The sequence below is a fragment of the Acinetobacter sp. ACZLY 512 genome, from assembly GCF_023614015.1.
In the GTDB taxonomy this organism is placed as follows: domain Bacteria; phylum Pseudomonadota; class Gammaproteobacteria; order Pseudomonadales; family Moraxellaceae; genus Acinetobacter; species Acinetobacter soli.
Map to the genome: position 1 here is coordinate 49,103 of NZ_JAKIVI010000014.1, position 20,833 is coordinate 69,935.

At 41.1% G+C, this 20,833-nt stretch carries 18 protein-coding genes; 11 read left to right on the top strand and 7 right to left on the bottom strand.

Annotated elements, in window-relative coordinates; genetic code table 11:
• Positions 1-21: 21 nt before the first annotated feature.
• The 9 genes from L2096_RS13980 (at position 22) to L2096_RS14020 (ending at position 10,459) form a co-directional block, all read left to right on the top strand.
• Positions 22-978 carry a p-hydroxyphenylacetate 3-hydroxylase reductase component gene (locus L2096_RS13980; RefSeq protein ID WP_250365670.1) on the top strand — a complete coding sequence of 319 codons (957 nt, stop codon included), beginning with the start codon at positions 22-24 and terminating at the stop codon, positions 976-978.
• Positions 979-1,482: 504 nt separating this feature from the next.
• Positions 1,483-2,706 carry an OprD family outer membrane porin gene (locus L2096_RS13985; protein WP_250365671.1) on the top strand — a complete coding sequence of 408 codons (1,224 nt, stop codon included), beginning with the start codon at positions 1,483-1,485 and terminating at the stop codon, positions 2,704-2,706.
• 445 nt (positions 2,707-3,151) lie between these two features.
• Positions 3,152-4,297, top strand: coding sequence for an ABC transporter substrate-binding protein (locus L2096_RS13990; protein WP_055415844.1), 1,146 nt, complete (start codon positions 3,152-3,154; stop codon positions 4,295-4,297).
• A 97-nt stretch (positions 4,298-4,394) separates the two neighbouring features.
• Complete coding sequence (locus L2096_RS13995) at positions 4,395-5,432, top strand: branched-chain amino acid ABC transporter permease (protein WP_250365672.1); 1,038 nt, start codon at positions 4,395-4,397, stop codon at positions 5,430-5,432.
• Positions 5,429-7,231 carry a branched-chain amino acid ABC transporter ATP-binding protein/permease gene (locus L2096_RS14000; RefSeq protein ID WP_004937680.1) on the top strand — a complete coding sequence of 601 codons (1,803 nt, stop codon included), beginning with the start codon at positions 5,429-5,431 and terminating at the stop codon, positions 7,229-7,231. Before L2096_RS13995 ends, L2096_RS14000 begins: the two co-directional genes overlap by 4 nt.
• The gene (locus L2096_RS14005; RefSeq protein WP_004937677.1) at positions 7,228-8,001 is read left to right on the top strand and encodes an ABC transporter ATP-binding protein; all 774 of its coding nucleotides are present in this window, start codon (positions 7,228-7,230) and stop codon (positions 7,999-8,001) included. The genes L2096_RS14000 and L2096_RS14005 overlap by 4 nt, the downstream gene beginning before the upstream one ends.
• A gap of 13 nt (positions 8,002-8,014) precedes the next feature.
• On the top strand, positions 8,015-9,007 hold the full coding sequence (locus L2096_RS14010) for a ketopantoate reductase family protein (protein WP_151676257.1): 993 nt from the start codon (positions 8,015-8,017) through the stop codon (positions 9,005-9,007).
• Between the two features lie 14 nt (positions 9,008-9,021).
• Positions 9,022-9,771, top strand: coding sequence for a class II aldolase/adducin family protein (locus L2096_RS14015; protein WP_250365673.1), 750 nt, complete (start codon positions 9,022-9,024; stop codon positions 9,769-9,771).
• 226 nt (positions 9,772-9,997) lie between these two features.
• Entirely contained in the window at positions 9,998-10,459 is a 462-nt protein-coding gene (locus L2096_RS14020; protein ID WP_004937671.1) for a MarR family winged helix-turn-helix transcriptional regulator, read from the top strand.
• A gap of 46 nt (positions 10,460-10,505) precedes the next feature.
• Here the strand turns inward: L2096_RS14020 and L2096_RS14025 are convergent, their stop codons facing one another.
• From L2096_RS14025 to L2096_RS14055, 7 genes are all read right to left on the bottom strand, one after another.
• Positions 10,506-10,724 carry a helix-turn-helix domain-containing protein gene (locus L2096_RS14025; RefSeq protein ID WP_119690511.1) on the bottom strand — a complete coding sequence of 73 codons (219 nt, stop codon included), beginning with the start codon at positions 10,722-10,724 and terminating at the stop codon, positions 10,506-10,508.
• A 177-nt stretch (positions 10,725-10,901) separates the two neighbouring features.
• Positions 10,902-11,906: a cytochrome d ubiquinol oxidase subunit II gene (gene cydB, locus L2096_RS14030; RefSeq protein WP_119026636.1), complete on the bottom strand. Its 1,005-nt coding sequence runs from the start codon at positions 11,904-11,906 to the stop codon at positions 10,902-10,904.
• Positions 11,903-13,336 carry a cytochrome ubiquinol oxidase subunit I gene (locus L2096_RS14035; RefSeq protein WP_055415850.1) on the bottom strand — a complete coding sequence of 478 codons (1,434 nt, stop codon included), beginning with the start codon at positions 13,334-13,336 and terminating at the stop codon, positions 11,903-11,905. The genes cydB and L2096_RS14035 overlap by 4 nt, the downstream gene beginning before the upstream one ends.
• A gap of 141 nt (positions 13,337-13,477) precedes the next feature.
• Complete coding sequence (locus L2096_RS14040) at positions 13,478-13,930, bottom strand: DUF2946 domain-containing protein (protein WP_151795542.1); 453 nt, start codon at positions 13,928-13,930, stop codon at positions 13,478-13,480.
• A gap of 208 nt (positions 13,931-14,138) precedes the next feature.
• Entirely contained in the window at positions 14,139-15,044 is a 906-nt protein-coding gene (locus L2096_RS14045; protein WP_025094623.1) for a DMT family transporter, read from the bottom strand.
• Positions 15,045-15,171: 127 nt separating this feature from the next.
• Complete coding sequence (gene garD, locus L2096_RS14050; protein WP_250365674.1) at positions 15,172-16,719, bottom strand: galactarate dehydratase; 1,548 nt, start codon at positions 16,717-16,719, stop codon at positions 15,172-15,174.
• Positions 16,720-16,787: 68 nt separating this feature from the next.
• Positions 16,788-18,152, bottom strand: coding sequence for an MFS transporter (locus tag L2096_RS14055; protein ID WP_119026595.1), 1,365 nt, complete (start codon positions 18,150-18,152; stop codon positions 16,788-16,790).
• 271 nt (positions 18,153-18,423) lie between these two features.
• Here L2096_RS14055 and gudD point away from each other — a divergent pair, with 271 nt between their 5' ends.
• On the top strand, positions 18,424-19,761 hold the full coding sequence (gene gudD, locus L2096_RS14060) for a glucarate dehydratase (protein WP_250365675.1): 1,338 nt from the start codon (positions 18,424-18,426) through the stop codon (positions 19,759-19,761).
• Positions 19,762-19,912: 151 nt separating this feature from the next.
• Entirely contained in the window at positions 19,913-20,824 is a 912-nt protein-coding gene (gene kdgD / locus L2096_RS14065; RefSeq protein WP_004937641.1) for a 5-dehydro-4-deoxyglucarate dehydratase, read from the top strand.
• Positions 20,825-20,833: the final 9 nt, after the last annotated feature.

Genomic DNA, 20,833 nt, shown 5'->3' on the forward strand with positions numbered 1-20,833 from the left:
AAAACAATCAAGGAGTGCCTGATGAACACACATCATACATTAAAAGAGATTCAGATCGATTCGTTACAATTCAGACGTGCGCTTGGCAACTTTGCAACAGGCGTGACCATTATGACGGCGCAAAATGAGCAAGGTGAGAAAGTCGGGGTAACCGCCAATAGTTTTAATTCGGTATCCTTGGATCCACCGCTCATTTTATGGAGTATCGATAAAAAGTCATCAAGCTTTACTGTATTTGAGCAGTCCTCTCATTTTGCTGTGAATATTCTGTCTGGCTCGCAAATTGAACTTTCAAATAAGTTTTCGCGTCGTAATATCGATAAATTTGCGGAGACAAACTATAAACTCGGTCAGGGTTTAGCACCTATTTTGGAACAGTGCTCAGCCGTTTTTGAGTGTGAGCGCCATGCAATTATTGAAGGTGGTGATCACTGGATTATTGTTGGAAAAGTTGTCAACTTTCAAGATGAAGGGCGCAGTCCATTGCTTTATCATCAAGGAGCATACTCTAGTGTGATACCACATCCGAGTTTGCAACTTAAAGAGAGTATCTCGACAACCGATCTAAATGCTGCCCAGCAAGGACAACTCTATAGTAATGCCTGTTATTTGATGAGTCGTGCTTTTAAAAGTTATCAAGCCGATTATCTACCAAAACAACTAACATCTGGTTATAGAACCAGTGAAGCCCGTTTATTGTTGGTTTTGGCAAGTGGCACTGCTGCTAGTAAGCATGATTTACCCCGCGATATTGCAATGCCTATGCAGGAAGTTGAACAAGCTATCGCTATTTTAGCGGCTGATGGATTAATTAAAAATAATTCTGATTTTTTAGAATTAACTGAAAAGGGTAAACAAATAGCACACTATTTGTTTAAAATTGCCGATACCCATCAAGAAGAAATCTTTAAAAAATATAGCCAGCAAGATCGTGAGATATTTATGAATATATTGCGAGATTTAGCAGGGATTCACTGAAGTATCATTTTTGGCATTCTTATTTAAATATTGAATGCCAAACTTTAAAATTTTATTAAAGCAACTATATAGATTGATTGAATCAATTCTATATTTTTTTCTGTAATTTTTTAAAAATTTATAAAATCTATCTTTCTTATAATATAATTTAAATTAATAAGATTAAAATTATTTAAAAAATCAATTATCAAAATAGTGCATTACTAATAAATTAATAACTTGTTTGAAACAAGAAATGTCTAAAACATGATTTATTAGTCGTAAATTAGTTGAAAATTCAGTTTTTTTACAGGTTTTAAATGATCAATTCTTTTTTGGACACTAAAAGTGAATCAAGATGGTGAAAATATTGAATTTAAACAAATTTAAGTTAAATTTTGGACTTTAATGGTGCATCTCAAAAATTGACTTTTCAGTCAATAAAAAGGATATTTTTTATACAAAAATAGTTTCTTTTTATTGGGGTGTTAAGTGAATCAGTATTTTAATTTTAGATGTGTGAGCATGTTTTTTATAAGCACATGCTCTTTAAGTGTTGCCTATGCAGATTTTTTTAAAGATCAAAAACTTTCAGTTGATCTGCGTAACTTTTATATAGAGCGTGAGTTTAAGGATGTCGAAACTGAAAATATTGGTAGTTGGTCACAAGCATTTATGGAGCGTTATGAGTCTGGTTATACAAATACACCAATTCAATTGGGCGTCGATGCAAGTGCACAATACGCACTACGTTTGAATAACCATAATGTATCACGTGCCGATACAATCATTCCTTATGATCTGGATACAGGTCGACAAGATCGAGATTATGCAAAGTTTGGCGCAACGCTTAGACTGAAATACAATAAAACTGAACTAAAAATAGGCGAATTACTTCCAAAGAACCCTATTGTGTATATCGATGATTCAAGACAGCTCTTAACTACATATTCAGGTGCAATGCTCGAAAGTTCAGAACTTGAAAAGCTTAAAATTACAGCTGGCCGTGTTACTCGAATTAATGCCAGAAATGATGATCATTTTCGCAAGTTGAGCTTGTTTAGACCGAATGCACCGCGTTACGAGAGTGATGGATTAAATCTTATTGGTTTAGATTATATGTTCAATACATATTGGACTGCATCGTATTGGTGGGGACAACTTGAAGATATCTACCGTCAACAATATCTAAACTTTGCCTATTCTACTCACGTTGGTTCAACCAAGATTAAGGTGGATGCTCGTTACTTTCATAACACTGAAGATGGTCAAGCCTTATATGGAACAATAGATAATCAGGCTTATGGAGTAATGACAACGCTTCAGGATGGAAATCATACGCTAATGAGCGGCGTCCGTAAAAATGACGGTGCTTCAACATTTCCAACACTAGCAGGCTATGTACCTCAGCCATATCTACACGCATGGTCAAATCTAGGCTTTGTCAAACCCAATGAACTCACGTGGCATGTCTTATATCGTTATGACTTTGCAGGGCTTGGCATGCCGGGTTTAAAAAGTACATTGCGCTATTTACACGGTAGCGATATTACTCGAGAAGGTTTCAAAGATAACAAGGAGACAGAAAAAAGTATTTCACTAAAATATATTGTACCCACTGGGCAATTTAAGGGGATTGGGCTGGAGGTGATGCATATTCGCACAGATTTAAAATACGGTACGGCATACTTAAGAGGTACCGACTATAACGAAACACGCTTCATCGCAACTTATAGTTATCAATTTTAAATCAGCAACTACATGTCAGGTTACATTTAAGCAGCAACGCAAATGACGAATTTATCATTTGCGTTTTTTTATGATGATAAATTAATCATTATTGGTTGATCCTTTCAAACAAATGAATAGTTAATCAGAAGAGGAGATTTTAATTTTTCTTGCTAAAGAACAACAAGATGATGCGGTTTTTTGATGAAAAAATAGTCATTAAAATGGTGCTTTTTACAATAAAAGTGTAATAATTTAGTGCATAAAAATAGTTGAAAAATATACTTTATTGGTATGCTGTTTTTGAAAATTTATGATATTTTAAGTATATGATAAATATTAAATAATAAATTTAATTTTTTGGTTAAAAGTGGCATGAAAGCTGCTTAATTAATAAATGTAATATCTTAGATATTTCAACTAATTTTGAATATCTAGGGTCAAACTGATGAGGAGAAGGTTTGAAATGAAGTTAACCAAAATTATGAGCTTCACGGCAGTCATAAGTGCAGCTGTACCGATGGTACATGCCGACATAACCGTAGGTGTTGTGACATCATCAAGTGGCCCCGTTGCCATGGTGGGTATTCCACAGCGTAATACGATTGCACTGTTACCCAAAAAAATTGGCACGGAAAATGTTCGCTACATCTCACTCGATGATGGCAGTGATCCCACAGCGACTGTCAAAGCAATGAATAAACTGATTAAGGAGAATAATGTCGATGCCATTATTGGGCCGTCAGGTTCTCCAAATGCAATGGCAGCTTTGGGAATTATTGCCAAAGCAGGGGTTCCACTTTTGGCACCTGTGGGTACATCAGGTGTTGTGGTTCCAATGGATGCACAGCGTAAATGGGTGTTTAAAACCACGCAAAATGATGATTTGATTGCACAGGCTTTGGTGCAAGATATGGTCAAACGAAAAATTAAAACCCTTGGATTTATTGGCACAGCCGACCCATACGGTGAAAACTGGAGCCGTGTGATAAGTACATTGGCAGCCAAAAATGGCATTAGTGTGACAGTAAAAGAATCTTTTCAGCGTCAGGATACATCACTCACCGGACAAGCACTTAAACTTGTTGCGAAAAAGCCTCAAGCCATTTTAATTGCTGCGCCAGGAAGTTCGGCAGTTACGCCACAAGTGGCATTATATGATCGAGGGTACCGCGGGCAAGTGTATCAGACACATGGTGCAGCTTTAGATCAGTTTTTAAAGCTTGGGGGCAAGAAGGTAGAAAATACCATTCTAGCAGCAAGTCTGATGCTGGTGATTAATGAAGTACCAAATAATCATCCATCTAAACAAATTGCACAGAAATATATTAACGATTACAAAGCATTATATGGCGTAGTTCCAGCCACCTTTGGTGCAAATGTTTATGATGCTGGACTATTACTCAATAAAGCCGTACCGATTGCACTTAAGCAAGCGAAACCAGGAACAGCACAATTTCGTCAAGCCTTAAGAACTGCATTGGAACAAACCAAGGAATTGCCTGCCACGCAAGGGGTCTACACTATGACAGCTATGGATCATAGTGGTTTTGATCAACGCGGACGCGTAATGATTACGGTGAAAAACGGTCAATGGAAACTACTTAAATAGTAATCCTATTCAGAAAAAATCAAAAAATTGCTATGTCAGGAAAGTCATCAATTTTCCTGTGAGGTGATCACGACCTACATAGTAAGGATAGACCATTATGGATATGAATATTGCTTTGATTTTAGGGCAAGATGGCATTACCAGTGGGGCAATTTATGCCTTATTGGCGTTATGTATTCTGCTTGTATTTACCGTGACACGCATCTTGCTCATTCCTTTGGGCGAATTCACTGTCTATGGTGCGCTGACCTTAGCTGCCATTCAGGCAGGAACACCCAGTGTGGTGGTCTGGTTACTGGTGGCTTTTTACTTCACCAATATTATTTTAGACCTGTACGCATATTTTAAACATCAAACCAAATTTAACATTCAGGCAGCGATTGTGTGGGCAATCTATATCGCAGCGTTGGTTATTGCGATGTATACCTTACCGCTGATGAATATGCCGCTCGGCTTACAAATAATTTTTGCATTAGCCGTGATCACACCGCTTGGTCCGCAAATGTATCGAACTTTTTTTCAGCCATTGGTAGCAGCAAAGCCTTTGGTGCTACTGATTGTCTCAATTGCGGTACATGTGGCAATGGTCGGTGTTGGGTTACTTATTTTTGGGCCAGATGGCGCACAAACCAAACCCTTTAGTGAAGCAATTTTTGAAGTGGGCGCTTTAACAGTTAATAGTCAGACCCTGTTTATTGTAGCAGCTTTCCTCATCATGATTATTGCACTGTGGTATTTCTTCGAAAAAACATTATATGGCAAAGCTTTACATGCAACTGCTGTCAACCGAATGGGGGCACAATTAATGGGAATTTCTCCTGTTTTTGCGGGAAAACTGACCTTTAGTCTAGCTGCATTTATCGGTGCGCTTTCGGGTATTTTGATTGCACCCATCACGACCTTATATTACGACTCGGGTTTCGTAATCAGCTTAAAAGGCTTTGTGGGCGCAATTATTGGTGGTTTGGTGAGCTTTCCAGTGGCCGCACTTGGTGCAGTCGCAGTGGGGGTTATTGAAGCTTTTGCTATGTTTTGGGCCAGTGACTATAAGGAAATTATTGTCTTTACCCTGATTATTCCATTTTTGTTATGGAAATCATTAACTTCTCGTCAAATAGAGGAGGAAAGCGAATGAAATCAAATGCTATCTTGGCGGTTGTAGTGTTGCTGGTTGCACTAAGTCCACTGCTGTTACCCACTTACCAAGTGACGCTACTTAACTATATTGGTATGAATGCTTTGGTGGTGCTGGGGTTGGTTTTACTCACAGGTGTGGGCGGAATGACCAGCTTTGGGCAGGCTGCATTGGTCGGAATCGGGGCTTATACCACAGCTTATCTGAGCGTAACCGAACAATTGCCAACATTTCTGGCATGGACAGGCGGTGGGCCATGGGTGGGGTTATTCCTTGGATTGATCATCACTATCTTTTCTGCACTTTTGGTTGGCGGGCTCACGCTCAAACTTTCGGGTCATTATTTGCCACTGGGTACAATTGCTTGGGGTATTTCGCTGTACTACTTCTTTTCAACTATTCCAACATTGGGCGGGCATTCAGGTATTGCCAATATTCCTAGTATTGAAATCGCTGGATATGCCTTAGATACCAACAACAAGATGTTTTATCTGATCTGGCTCATCTTATTGATTGCCATGATTCTGACTCGAAATTTGCTTAACTCCCGAGAAGGTCGTGCGATCCGTGCGCTAAAAGGTGGACAAATCATGGCGGAGTCGATGGGAGTCAATACTTTTCGCTCGAAAATGATCGTATTTGTAACGTCATCGGTATTTGCATCGATCGCAGGCTGGCTTTACGCGCACAACCAATCCTTTATTAATCCGACGCCATTTGGTCTTCAGATGGGGATTGATTACCTCTTTATGGCGTTACTTGGTGGGGTAGGCAGTATTTGGGGCGCAGTGGTGGGTGCGGGTATTTTCACTATGATGCGTCAATGGTTGCAAGATGTGTTACCCATGATATTTGGTGGTGAAGGTAATTATGAAACCATTGTGTTTGGCCTCATGATTGTGGTGCTAATGCAAAAATCACCGGCGGGATTGTGGTCACTACTTCTGAAACTTTTACCTACCCGTTATCAGTTAAAAGGTTCACATTTGTCGTTAACTCCAACATCTCATACCTTGGCAAAACCAACACTGCCTGCGCATGGTACCGAAATCTTGCAGGCTTTAGATGTCACAAAGGCATTTGGTGGATTGATTGCCAATAACCAAATGAATCTGAATATTCGTGCGGGAGAGATTTTGGCCTTGATTGGACCAAATGGTGCTGGAAAAAGCACTATGTTTAATCAGTTGTCAGGTGTCGATACGCCGACCAGTGGCGATGTAATATTTCTTGGACAGCGTATCAATGGAATTCCATCTCGTGAAATTGCCAAATTAGGTTTAAGCCGAACTTTTCAACACGTAAAGATTTTGCCAGAAATGACAGTGCTCGAAAATGTAGTGATTGGTGCGCATTTACGTGGGCAACGAGGTGTTTTTGCTTCCATGTTTCGTCTAGATCGTGAAGAAGAAAATATTTTGTTAAATGAAGCCAAGCAACAGCTTGAGCGAGTAGGTTTAGGTGAATACCTATATACCGAAGCGGGTGCATTGGCTTTGGGGCAACAACGTATTTTAGAAATTGCACGTGCCTTGTGTGCTCATCCGTGTTTATTGCTTCTCGATGAGCCAGCAGCAGGCTTACGTTTGAAAGAAAAACAGGCATTAGCTGAGCTTCTTATTAAGCTTAAATCGGAAGGTATGGCGATTTTACTGGTTGAGCATGATATGGATTTTGTGATGAATCTGGTCGATCGAGTGGTGGTGATGGAGTTTGGACAGAAAATTGCCGAGGGCTTACCTCACGATATTCAAAATGATCAAGCGGTGCTTGAGGCTTATTTGGGAGGTGCTGCATGAAAGACATCCACAACAATACATCCGGCAACGCTTTACTGGAAGTGAAAAATTTAAGTGTCGCTTATGGCAAGGTCGATGCACTGACCAATTTTAATATGCGGGTGAATCAGGGGCAGATTGTTTCAGTGGTTGGTCCAAACGGCGCCGGAAAAACCACATTGCTATCTGCGATTATGGGAGTTCTGGGCTCGAAAGGAGACATTGAGTTCGATGGTGAAATAGGACAATGCCCTGAAATTGAACGCATGGTGGTGCGTGGGTTAGGGTTGGTACCTGAAAAACGTGAGTTATTTGCGTCGATGTCGATTGAAGATAATTTAATGCTTGGTGGTTTCCAGCGTTATAAACACGGAGACCGGACACTCAAACAGACTTTAGATGAAGTCTATGGGTTATTTCCACGCTTACATGAGCGCCGTAAACAAGAGGCTGGTACGCTTTCTGGTGGAGAGCGCCAAATGCTGGCAGTGGGCCGAGCACTCATGGCAAAACCTAAACTATTGATGCTAGATGAACCAAGTTTAGGGCTAGCACCGCTGATTACCCGTGAAATTTTTAAGATCATTGATCAACTCCGGACTCAAGGTGTTTCGATTTTACTGGTTGAACAAAATGCACGCGCAGCACTTAAGCTCGCCGACTACGCCTATGTGCTTGAAATGGGCGAGTTAGCTATAGAAGGTCGGGGTTCAGATCTGGTCGAAGATCCTAGAATTATAGAAAGTTATCTTGGGATTAACAGTAAACACCAAGATGTATTGGCTATTTAAAAAGAGGGTACGTATGAATCAGTTAGCTAAAATTACCATTCTGGGTGCTGGTGCAATCGGATGTACTATGGCAGCCAGATTAAAACTTGCAGGATGCACATCGGTTTCGATAATTGCACGAGGAGAAAATTATCAGGTACTGTCTGAGCAGGGAATTTATCTGCAAGACCTCACTGGTGAACACCACATTATTCCTGATCGTGTGGTGAGTCATGCATCTGCGCTTGAACCACAAGACGTGATTTTTATTGCCACCAAATCCGATGCCTTAATTCATGTGTATGAAGACATTCAGTCTATTTTGCATGAACAAACTTTGGTGATTCCGCTCATCAATGGAATTCCATTTTGGTATTTCTATCAAAACACGACACAAGACCAAATCAAGCCAATTAAATGCCTCGATGCCGATCAACGCCTAATACAGCATTTTCCATTATCTCATTTGATCGGTGCTGTAGTATTTATTACAGCCACCTTAAAAAGTCATGGTCGGGTTGAATCAAAAAATCCGTATCTGCTTATTTTGGGTGAGCCTTCTCATCAAGTCACACCTCGTATTACCGCGTTGCAGAATATTTTTACAGACAGTGGCATTGAGGTGCGTATTTCAGAAACCATTCGCGATCAAATCTGGACCAAAGTCATCGCCAACTTAAGTTCAAATCCAATGTCTGTGATTACCGGTGCAACGCTTAAAGATATTTACTCACATCCTTACCTACAGAGCATCACCCGAGAAATCACACGTGAAGTCCGTCAGGTGGCAGCAAGCTATGGCGCACGCGTCTCGATTGACCCAGATACCTTTTTAAAGCTGGGCTCTGAAATGGGCGATACCCGTACATCCATGTGGTATGACTATCAAAAAAAACAGCCACTCGAACTAAAAGGCATAGCAGATGCCGTGATTGAGTTAGCAGAACACTACGATTGTCCAATGCCAATGACCCGACATATTTGCGATCTGACCCAATATCTCAGTGAACAGTCTCGAAAAATTTAAAACAGGATATCAGAATGAACAGTGCAATTGCCCTACCACAGTGCTCACAAGAAGAATGGGCGCTTCGAACCAAACTGACACAGTGTTACCATTTGGTTGATTATTTTGGCTGGACAGAAACGATTTTCAACCACATTTCTGCGCGATTACCCGGCAAGGAACACCACTATTTGGTGAATCCGTTTGGTTTAAATTACACTGAAATTACGCCTGAAAACCTACTCAAAGTTGATTTGGATGGAAACAAAGTTGAACCATCTGAGTATGATGCCAATCCGGCTGGTTTTGTGTTACACAGCGCAGTGCATGGTGCAAGAGATGATATCCGCTGTATGATTCATACTCATACCACACCCATCAGCGCCGTGGTGCAAAAAAAGCACGGCTTCAAACATGATAGTTTCTATGGCGCACAGCTCTATGGTCGAGTTGGATATCATACTTTTGAGGGAATCACGCTGTTTGAAGATGAAAAATCACGCATGATTGAAAGCTTGGCAGACCATCATATTTTAGTTCTTCGTAATCACGGCATTGCTGTGGGCGAGAGCAGTATCGAAAAAGCCTTCTTTTTACTTTGGACCGTACAGCGTGCTGCCGAAGTACAGTGTCAGGCAGATGCGATGGCAGGAGAAGACATGCCTTTAAATCATGATGTTAAACAAAAATGTACAGATCTGACGGCCATGCTGATTCGGGAAAGTGGATTTGCCAACAAATTTTTTGATGCGATGGTTCGAAAAATGAATGCAAGTCGTCATTAGGCTAGAACATTGAAACAGGACTGCTCATCTAGAGTGGTCCATTTACAAAAACTTTATACATTTTGATTTAAAAAATTATGACACTTATTAACTATATCGGATTGCTTTTATATAATTAAAAACATGATTTTAATAAAAAATTTACTTTAAAAATAAAATAATTTGAATGCTTAAGCTAAAATATATGCTAATTTAAATCCATTCACTTTTAAGAAGCTTGACTTATATGACCAATAAATATGCCAAATATTTTCCTGTTCATGATGAATTTGATTTAGAAGAGTTTCCGTACTATCTCATTTCACAAGTTCACGCGCTTTATATCAATAAGATCGACAATTCATTAAAAAAATATGGTTTAGACAATTCACGCCGAAGAATCTTGCTTGCTGCTTCAACGCGTCCCGATGCCAGTATTTCGGAACTGGCGGATATGGCACTTATCAAAATTCCAACGGCAACCAAAATTATTTATCGTTTAAAAGATGAAGGCTATGTAGAAACGTCTTTATGCAAACTTGATAATCGGGTTACCCGAGTGACGTTGACCGAGTCGGGACATGAAATGGTGATTAAAATAAATGAAATTACCTCATTGCTCTTTAATGACAGTTTTTCAGGATTAAAACCTTCAGACATTAAGCGGCTGAACGAGTCTTTAAGAGCGATCAAAAAAAATTTGATCTAGACGAAGTAGCGAGGCCATGCCATCAACATGACCTCGATTAAATAGGTTAGGCCAAATTTTTAAGCACAAAATGTGGAGATTTAATCAGCAAGCGAATTAATGCTTTGGCTGAACTAGAGGGATGTCTTACCCCGCGTTCCCAGCTTTCAAGCGTTCTGACTGAAATACCCAGCATCGTGGCCAGTTGGGTCTGAGAAATATTCATTTTCTTACGAACCTGAATAATTTCCTGCCCTAAAAAGTGGTTATCCATGTGCAGCAACATCGACTGTGTCTGTTGCGATCCATATTGCATAGTATTCACGTTAAGCATCCTTTCTTATTAATAGGCGAGCTGTAATAAGAGTCGAAAGGCCATTGCAATCAGCAATAACCCAAAGAATCCGCCCAGCCATAAAACCACGAACCATTGAAATTTCGATAATTTCATACTTATTCGCTCCTAGTGATACCCTTCATCACCTACGCGTACTTTGTCTCGAAAAACCCAGTACGCCATGATGGTGTAGGTGATAATGATCGGAATCAAAATCAGTGCACCAATTAAGGCAAACAATTGACTATTTGCCGGAGCGGCAGCGTCCCAAATGGTCACTGATGGTGGAATTATATACGGAAAAATACTGATTAAAAATCCGCTATAGGCCAAGAACAGCAGAGCCAGAATATATAAAAAGGGAGCCGATTCCTGTTTCTTGGCACATGCACGAAGTGCAAGCACACTACATATCACGACCAAAATAGGAACAGGGCTAAAATACAAGAGTTGAGGTAAGCTAAACCATCGCGCTGCGATTTGTGGCTGAGACAAAGGTGTATACAAACTCACACACGCAAAAATAAACAGCAATGCGAGTATGAGCTTTGGCATAATCTTAAACATATCTTCTTGTAAACGATGATCAGTTTTCATGATCAACCAGCCACACCCAAGCGCGGCGTAAAGGACAACCACGCCCACACCCGTGAAAAGAGAAAAAGGTGTCAGCCAGTCCAGACCGCCACCAGCGTAGCGACCATCCACAATATGTATGCCTTGGATGTAAGCGCCTAGCAATACGCCTTGTAAGAAGCTCGAAAGAACAGAGCCACCAATAAATGCTTTGTCCCACAAGTGTTTGGTACGATTGGCCTTGAAGCGAAACTCAAATGCTACGCCACGAAAAATCAGTGCAATTACCATCAGCAAAATAGGTAAGTAAAGCGCAGATAAAACAGCAGAATAGACAATTGGAAACGCTGCAAACAAGCCTGCACCGCCAAGCACCATCCAGGTTTCATTACCATCCCACACGGGTGCCACGGTATTCATCATCACGTCGCGTTCTTGCTGATCTTGAATAAATGGAAATAAAATTCCGATTCCCAAGTCGAACCCGTCTAGCACTACATAGATAAACACGCCAACAGCAATAATCACGACCCAGATTAAAGATAAATCAATCATGATGTTGCTCCTTTGTCCTCATCATCCAGTTCTTCATCAGCCGCACTCAACGGTCGCATTGGGGTTTTGAATCGACCAACCCCGCCTGCTTCTTGTGGCGTGCTATGAATAAATTGTGGCCCTTTATTGATCAGTTTCAGCATGTAATAAATACCGATTCCAAAGACAACAAAGTACACCAGTACAAAAATGATCAAGGTGAGACCGACTTGTTCGGCAGAGACAGGAGAGATTGCATCTTTAGTGCGCATCACGCCATAGACGACCCAAGGCTGACGACCAACTTCGGTGGTAAACCAGCCTGCAAGCAAGGCAATAAATCCAGATGGCCCCATCACCAAAGCAAAACGCTGAAACCATTTGTTTTCATAAAGCCGGTCTGAACGTCTGAGCCATAGACCTGCCAACGCCAACAGTACCATCAACATGCCAAGCCCGACCATAATTCGAAAGCTCCAAAATACGATGGTGGAGTTTGGACGATCTTCCGGAGCAAAGTCTTTAAGCCCTTTAACTGTTCCGTCCATCGAGTGCGTTAAAATTAAACTACCCAAATGCGGAATCGCGATCGCATATTTGGTTCGCTCTTCTTGCATATCTGGAATCCCGAACAGATACAACGGCATGGCATGGTCGTGGTTGGTTTCCCAATGGCCTTCCATTGCAGCAAGTTTTGCAGGTTGATGCTCTAAAGTATTGAGACCATGTGCATCACCTACAAATACTTGTAATGGTGCCAAAACCAAAATGAGCCAGAGTGCCATGGAAAATGACTTTTTGACCAATGCATCACGACGCCCCTTGAGCAAATGCCATGCTGCGGTTGCTGCCACCAAAAGTGATGACACCATAAATGCAGCAATCGCCATGTGAGCCAGTCGGTAAGGGAAAGATGGATTGAAGATAATCGCAACCCAATCTTGTGGCACGATAATGCCATTTTCAATGCTATAGCCTTGTGGTGTTTGCATCCAGCTGTTGGACGATAAAATCCAGAACATGGAAATACAGGTGCCAATCGCCACCATTAAGGTTGCGAAGAAGTGTGCATTTTTGCCCACACGGCCCCAGCCAAACAGCATAATCCCTAAAAAGCCGGCTTCAAGGAAAAATGCACTTAATACTTCATAGCTGAGTAATGGGCCTGTGACACCTCCGGCAAAGCGAGAAAACTCGCTCCAGTTGGTTCCAAACTGATAGCTCATCACAACGCCAGAGACGACACCCATACCAAAAGCGACAGCAAAAATCTTAACCCAAAACTTAAATAAGTCTTGATAAACCGGGTTTTGAGTACGCAACCAGCGCCATTCAAGCACAGCAAGAAAACTTGCTAAACCAATTGAAATTGCTGGAAATATAATGTGAAAAGATACTGTGAACGCAAATTGAATCCGCGCTAATTCTAATGCGGTTAATCCTAATGTCATGAGAGCACCTCATACAACGGATGATGTTGCTCGTGCAATTTTGCAGGCGAGTTTATATCTAACCAGTATAGGCTATTTTTTAAGCAAAACATAATGATTCGTCTCTACAACTCATTCAATTTAAAAATTAAGATAAAAAATTTAAATGGCGAGAGAGAGCGGTGGAGCGCGTCCTTGAGGAATAAGAAAGAGCTGCTGAAGTGCAAAGAAAACGTGAAAAAAAGTACGTTTAAAGGCGAGATATCGAACCTGAATACGAACCAAGACTTCACTTAAATCTACATCAAGAAGAGGCACAACATGACCATAGACCACGCAATACTGACATTGATGATTCATGTCGTGATGATGATGTGATGTATCAGTTTTTATTTTCTGTTCAGCTAAATGATGCGCTGTAGCATGATGCGAATGCATGTGATTGGACATTTCAGAGTGTGCAACTGATGTGGTCGCAAAATCACCAATCTGTAGTGCTTGGGCAATAGTTTCACAGACCGGAGAAACTTGGTATTTCTCTGGTAATAGTGGCTGTAAAAACACAGCGATTTGTAAGAAGACTGCAAAAAAACCGAGCAGCCGACCATAACTCATCAACACCCAAGTGATCTCTTTTGGAAATCAATAGGCCTAGACTATACTAAAAATGTCGAATTCTCAAAGCCTTAAAAAAAATTAGCTTTAATAATTTGTTTTTTAATAAAAAATACAAAGTATTACTTGATTAACATCGTAATTAAATCTTTTTTAAGTACAAATTACTTCAAGATGAGTTGTTTATTCTTACAAGATAGATAAACCTTTAACGATTTAATCGAAATAACCGCATCACTTTTTGTTGTGCAAATGGGTTGCACATCAAGATTGCAATCAAAATAATGGCAATCCCGATCAGTGTAAACAGGTCGGGAAGCTCTCGCCAAAAAACATAGCCCCATACACCTGCAAACACAATCGCGATATAGTTCATCGGACCGATTTTACCAGCCGGTGCTAAGCTGTAGGCATAAGACATAAATAATTGACTAATATTAGCCAGTAGCCCAGCTGTAATAAGTAAAGCCAGTTCGTGTAGGGTGAACATTCGCCAGTGCCAAAACATCGGGATTGATGAAATCAGCGTACCAAACATACAGAAATAAAATACGATGCGTTCTGGGGATTCGGTGCTGGTTAGCGCACGGACAGTCACAAAAGCCATCGCAGATAAAAAGCAGGCCCCAAGGCCGATAAAAGAAATCAGATTAAATAAGCCCTGATCAGGTTTAGCAACAAACATGACACCCACTAAACCCAATACGGCAGCAAAAATCATAGATTTGGTGATTTGTTCTTTGAGAAATAACCATGCAATCAGTGGAATGAAAATAGGTGAAGAGTAACTAAACACCATCGCATTGGAGAGCTTTAGATTGGCAATTGCATAAAAGAAACCATACATCGCGGCCAATCCCACCACACTTCGCCACGTATGCATCCATAATTTTTGCGTTCGAATGAGTCCAAATCCATTTTTAATTAACATGGGAATAAAAATGAATAGACCCACCGCGTTTCGAAAAAATACGATCGTTGCGTTGTCGACACTTTGTGATGCAAATCGGATACAAACTCCCATAATCGAAAAAAGTAAGGCGGATGTCATTAGACACAGCAGGGCCTTTCCGATATTGTCAGACGACGAAGCAGGAGTGGAGAGATTTTGCATAAGATCAAAGTGGCAACAAGTTTCAGTGTTTAGTTTAGCAGCGATCTAGAAAATGAGTGAAATGTATCGCAATCAAATATTGAAATAAAAAAGATGAATGCACAGAATTCATCTTTTTTTATATGCCTTAGGTAACTGGTGCAGGATTAAACACGGCCAGCGAGTTGTGAATTCCCCATTTATCCGACCATGTTTGCTGTTCGCCACTCGCGACTTTCAAAATCAGTTCAAACAGTTCCCAACCCACTTCTTCAATGGTTTTTTTACCAATCGCAATATCGCCCGCACTAATATCGATGAGATCATACCAGCGATTGGCAATGCTATTGCGGCTGGCCATCTTGATGACAGGCACCGCTGCCAATCCATAAGGTGTTCCGCGGCCTGTAGTAAACACTTGTACTGTAATACCCGAAGCCATTTGTTGTGTACCGCAAATAAAGTCACTTGATGGTGTAGCGGCAAAGATCAGCCCTTTTTTAGTGGGTTTTTGGCCCGGTGACAACACTTCAACAATCGCAGAGCGGCCTGACTTGGCAATTGATCCCATGGCTTTTTCAACAATATTATTTAAACCGCCTTTCTTGTTGCCAGGCGTGGTATTGGCACTTCGATCAACTTTGCCTGCGGCCAAATAATCATCGTACCACTGCATTTCACGAATTAAATCTTTCGCGACTTGTTCGTTTTCTGCGCGTGGAGTAAGTAAATGGATACCATCACGAACTTCGGTCACTTCTGAAAACATGACTGTACCGCCGCAGCGGATAATCAAATCTGAAGCAAAACCAACAGCTGGATTTGACGTCACGCCAGAAAAGGCATCGCTACCACCGCACTGCATACCGACGACTAAATGTGATGCCGAAACTACTTCACGCTGGCGTTGGTTGAGCTTTTCTAAATGAATCTTTGCAACCGCCAAAATATGATCGATCATACTTTGAAAGCCGTGATGCTGTTCATCTTGAAGCTGGATGATGTCTTCATCTTCAAGCGGAATACGTTTATTTTCTGTTGGGAGTGAAAGTAAGCGTTCGGGTTGCATTTTTTCACAGCCTAAACTCACGACCATGACTTCTCCACCAAAATTAGGATTCAATGCCAGATTATGAATAGTACGGATTGGTACAATCGCGGCAGGTGCATCAATAGCAACACCACAGCCATATAAATGATTTAAACCAACTACGCCGTCTACATTTGGATATTCTGCCAATAGCTCACGTTCTATAATTTTCACCACATGATCGACAATTCCTTCTACGCAATTCACGCTGGTGGTAATTGCCAAAAGGTTTTTTGTACCGACTGAACCATCTTTATTTATGTAACCTTTAAAGGTATAGCCAGTCAAAGGTTCCATTTGAGGTGCCGGACGGGTCGCTAACTCAAGCTCACCTAAATCAGGGGGCGTTGGCATGCGCGTGACCGCTTCATTCACCCATGCTCCCGCGTTTAAATCGCAATTAACATAACCAATGACTTCACCATAGCGAATGATGGATGCGCCGTTTTTTAAGTCTTCAAGCAGTACTTTATGGCCTTGTGGAATATATTCGATTAAACATAGATCATATGCCTCAATCACAGTTCCTTGTGCAAGGCCGCCATCGTTGACCACAATAGCAACATTGTCCAGCGGATTAATTTTGATCAGTAATGGCTTTTGCATGAGTCTTCCTTGTTAATTTAATTAAGGCCGTATGCCAAATATATTTGGCATCGGCTAATCGAGATTACTTATATGGATGTTTTCAGTTGAAAGCGTTGAATCTTCCCAACCATAAATAAATAGCAGAACATGGCAATCACAGCGTGAACGCCAACAAAAATCAGAGCACCATTAAAAGAACCTGTCGCTGCTAAGATGTAGCCGATTGCAATCGGAATGATGATGCCAGCAGTATTTCCAAAAGTATTGAATAAGCCACCTGATAATCCAATCATCTCTTTAGGTGCAACATCCGACATGACAGCCCAGCCAAGTGCGCCAAAGCCTTTGCCAAAAAATGCCAGTGACATGAAAAATACAATCGCCGTTTGAGACTCTACAAAATTACACACCACAATACTGGTAGACAGTAACATACCGAGCACAATAGGGAACTTACGTGCAAAAGTGAGTGATTTATTCATACGGATGAGTTTGTCGGAAATAATGCCACCTAAAATTCCTCCAATAAAACCACAGAGCGCTGGCAAAACAGCCGCAAAACCTGCTTGTAAAATTGTCATGTGACGTTCTTTGACCAAATACACAGGAAACCAGGTTAAAAAGAAATAGGTGAGGCAGGTAATACAATACTGTGCAATAAAAATACCCAGTAACATCCGAGATGCCAGTAGTTTACGGATATTAGACCAGCTCATTTTATTGTTTTCATCGACCTTTTTAAGCTGATTTTCGCCCATATTGGTGATGGCACCATGATCTTGAAGATATTTAAACTCAGCAGAATTTAAACGAGGATGCTTTTCTGGGCTATAAATAACCTTTAGCCAAATAAACGCAATCACAATCCCGATTCCACCCATGATCCAGAAAACAGATTGCCAGTGAATGTGCGTAACTAACCAGCCCATAAACGGTGCAAAGATCACGGTGGCAAAGTATTGAGCAGAGTTAAAAATAGCGGCCGCAGTACCGCGTTCTTTGGTTGGAAACCAAGCAGCGACAATTTGACTATTTCCAGGAAAGGCTGGGCTTTCAGACAAACCGACCATAAACCGCAAAATAAAAAGTGATGCAATAATTAAGGGAATGGAGCCAAAAATATCGACAAAACCAAGCATGACTGTAAAGATCGACCAGAGTAAAATACTCCAGAAATATACTTTACGTGCTCCGAATTTATCGAGAAGCCATCCACCGGGGATTTGTCCGATGACATACGCCCAGCCAAATGCAGAAAATATGTAGCCCATAGTGACCGATGTAAGTCCCAATTCTTGGGACATTGGAGATGCAGCCATTGAAATGGTTGCTCTATCTCCGTAATTAAGTGCTGTGACTAAAAAAATCATGGCCAGAATGTAATAACGGGTTTTGGTGTGAGAAACCCGATTTTTACTGATCACGGCGATGTTTGTTTGCAAGTTATCCATATACAAACTCTTCTAATAATCAACCTGTTTGCTGGTCCATGAAACAGGTGACGTCATGTCATATTCGTGCATAGAATAAATCAAAAAATATTTCGATATTCTATAGTCCAGTTCTAAACTTGATAATTTAGATATAAGACATCATACGACTATTTATTTTAATTTGACAAGCTATCTAAGAAAATTATTTTTGAGTACATGAATTGACAAGTTGTCTGATGTCTTATAGCGTTTAAAAAAGAAAAAGTAACCCTAGCCAAGGAGTATCAAGATGGCGACTTCAACACCTATAGTAAAATCGGTTCGTGCAATTCCGGTAGCAGGGCATGACAGCATGTTACTTAATTTAAGTGGCGCACATGGTCCGTATTTCACGCGTAATCTATTGGTTATAGAGGATAACTCAGGAAATGTCGGTGTTGGCGAAATTCCAGGTGGTGAAAAAATCTTAAATACCTTAAATGATGCGAAAGCGTTAATTGAAGGTCAGCCTATTGGTGAATACAAAAATCTGCTAAAAAAAATTCAAGAGACTTTTGCCGACCGTGATCGTGGTGGGCGTGGGAACCAGACTTTTGATTTGCGTACAACTATTCATGTGGTCACGGCTTATGAATCCGCTTTACTCGATTTATTGGGCCAGCATTTAAATGTCAATGTCGCCAGTTTGTTAGGCGATGGGCAGCAACGTACTGAAGTTGAAGTATTGGGTTATTTATTTTTTATTGGTGACCGTCAACAAACTCAATTGGATTATCTCGGCTCAACTGCAAAGACTGAATTTGATTGGTATCAGGTTCGCCATGAAAAAGCGCTCACACCAAGTGCCATTCAACGATTGGCCGAAGCTTCTTATGACCGTTATGGCTTTAAAGATTTTAAACTAAAAGGTGGTGTCTTACACGCCGAACAGGAAGCAGAAGCGGTAACCGCAATTGCGCATCGTTTTCCTGAAGCACGTGTCACGCTTGATCCAAATGGTGCGTGGTTTTTAGATGAAGCGATTGCCGTGGGTAAACATTTAAAGCATGTGCTGGCTTATGCCGAAGATCCATGCGGGGCTGAACAAGGTTACTCAAGCCGTGAAATTATGGCGGAATTCAAACGTGCTACAGGCTTGCCTACCGCAACCAATATGATTGCAACTGACTGGCGGGAAATGTCGCATAGTATTCAGCTTCAGGCAGTGGATATCCCTTTGGCCGATCCACATTTCTGGACGCTAGAAGGATCTGTTCGCGTATCGCAGTTATGCAAGATGTATAACCTCACATGGGGATCACATTCAAATAATCACTTCGATATTTCGCTGGCAATGTTTACACATGTTGCTGCAGCCGCTGTGGGCAACGTTACAGCGATTGACACACACTGGATTTGGCAAGAAGGTATTGACCATCTTACCAAGTCACCACTGGAGATTAAGAACGGCAAAATTCAGGTTTCCACAGCTCCCGGACTTGGTGTAGAACTCGATTGGGATAATATCTACAAAGCACATGAGCTTTATAAAGCCAAAGGCTTAGGCGCTCGCAATGATGCTGAAGCCATGCAATATATGATCCCGAACTGGACATTCAATAATAAAAAGCCATGTTTGGTTCGTTAATTTAGAGTTTTTGAATGATTCAAAACGGCCGCTCACACGAGCGGCTGTTTTTATTGAATTATATTTAGCAAAAAGTATAAAAAAGAATTGAAACTGAAAAAAGATATGATGTAAGATGTCTGACAACATAAGTTCAAAAGGATATGCGTTAATGGATGCTCTTGAGTTAAAAAAAATTGTTTCTGACGGTTTATTGTCTTTTCCGGTTACTGACTTTGACCAGCATGGGGAATTTAATGCGGCGTCTTATCAAAAACGTCTTGAATGGTTAGCGCCTTATGGTGCAAGTGCTTTATTTGCAGCGGGTGGTACGGGTGAATATTTTTCATTAACCGGTTCTGAATATTCGGATGTTATTAAAACGGCAGTCGATGCGTGCAAGGGCAGTGTTCCAATCATTGCAGGTGCAGGTGGTCCAACACGTCAAGCAATTGCTCAAGCCCAAGAAGCAGAGCGTTTAGGTGCTCACGGTATTTTGCTGATGCCGCACTACTTAACCGAAGCAAGCCAAGAAGGTTTGATTGAACACGTGAAACAGATCTGCCAAGCAGTCGATTTTGGTGTGATTTTTTATAACCGCAGTGTTTCTAAACTCAATGTTGATTCTCTACATCAACTGGTTGAAGCCTGTCCAAATCTGATTGGCTTTAAAGACAGTTCGGGCCAAATCGATATGATGACGGAAGTGGTACAAACCTTTGGTGATCGTTTGTCATATTTGGGTGGCTTACCTACGGCGGAAGTTTTTGCAGCGCCTTACAAGGCATTAGGTTCGCCTGTCTATTCATCGGCTGTATTTAACTTTATTCCAAAAACAGCGATGGAGTTTTACAACGCTTTACGCCGTGATGACTTTGAAACAACCCAACGTTTGATTCGTGACTTCTTTTTACCTCTGATCAAAATCCGCAACCGTAAGTCTGGTTATGCGGTAAGTATGATCAAAGCAGGGGCGAAAATTGTAGGGCATGATGCAGGGCCAGTTCGTCCGCCGCTCAGTGATATGACGCCTGCGGATTACGAAGATTTAGCAGAATTAATTGCGACACTTGGCCCGCAATAAGTTCAAAGT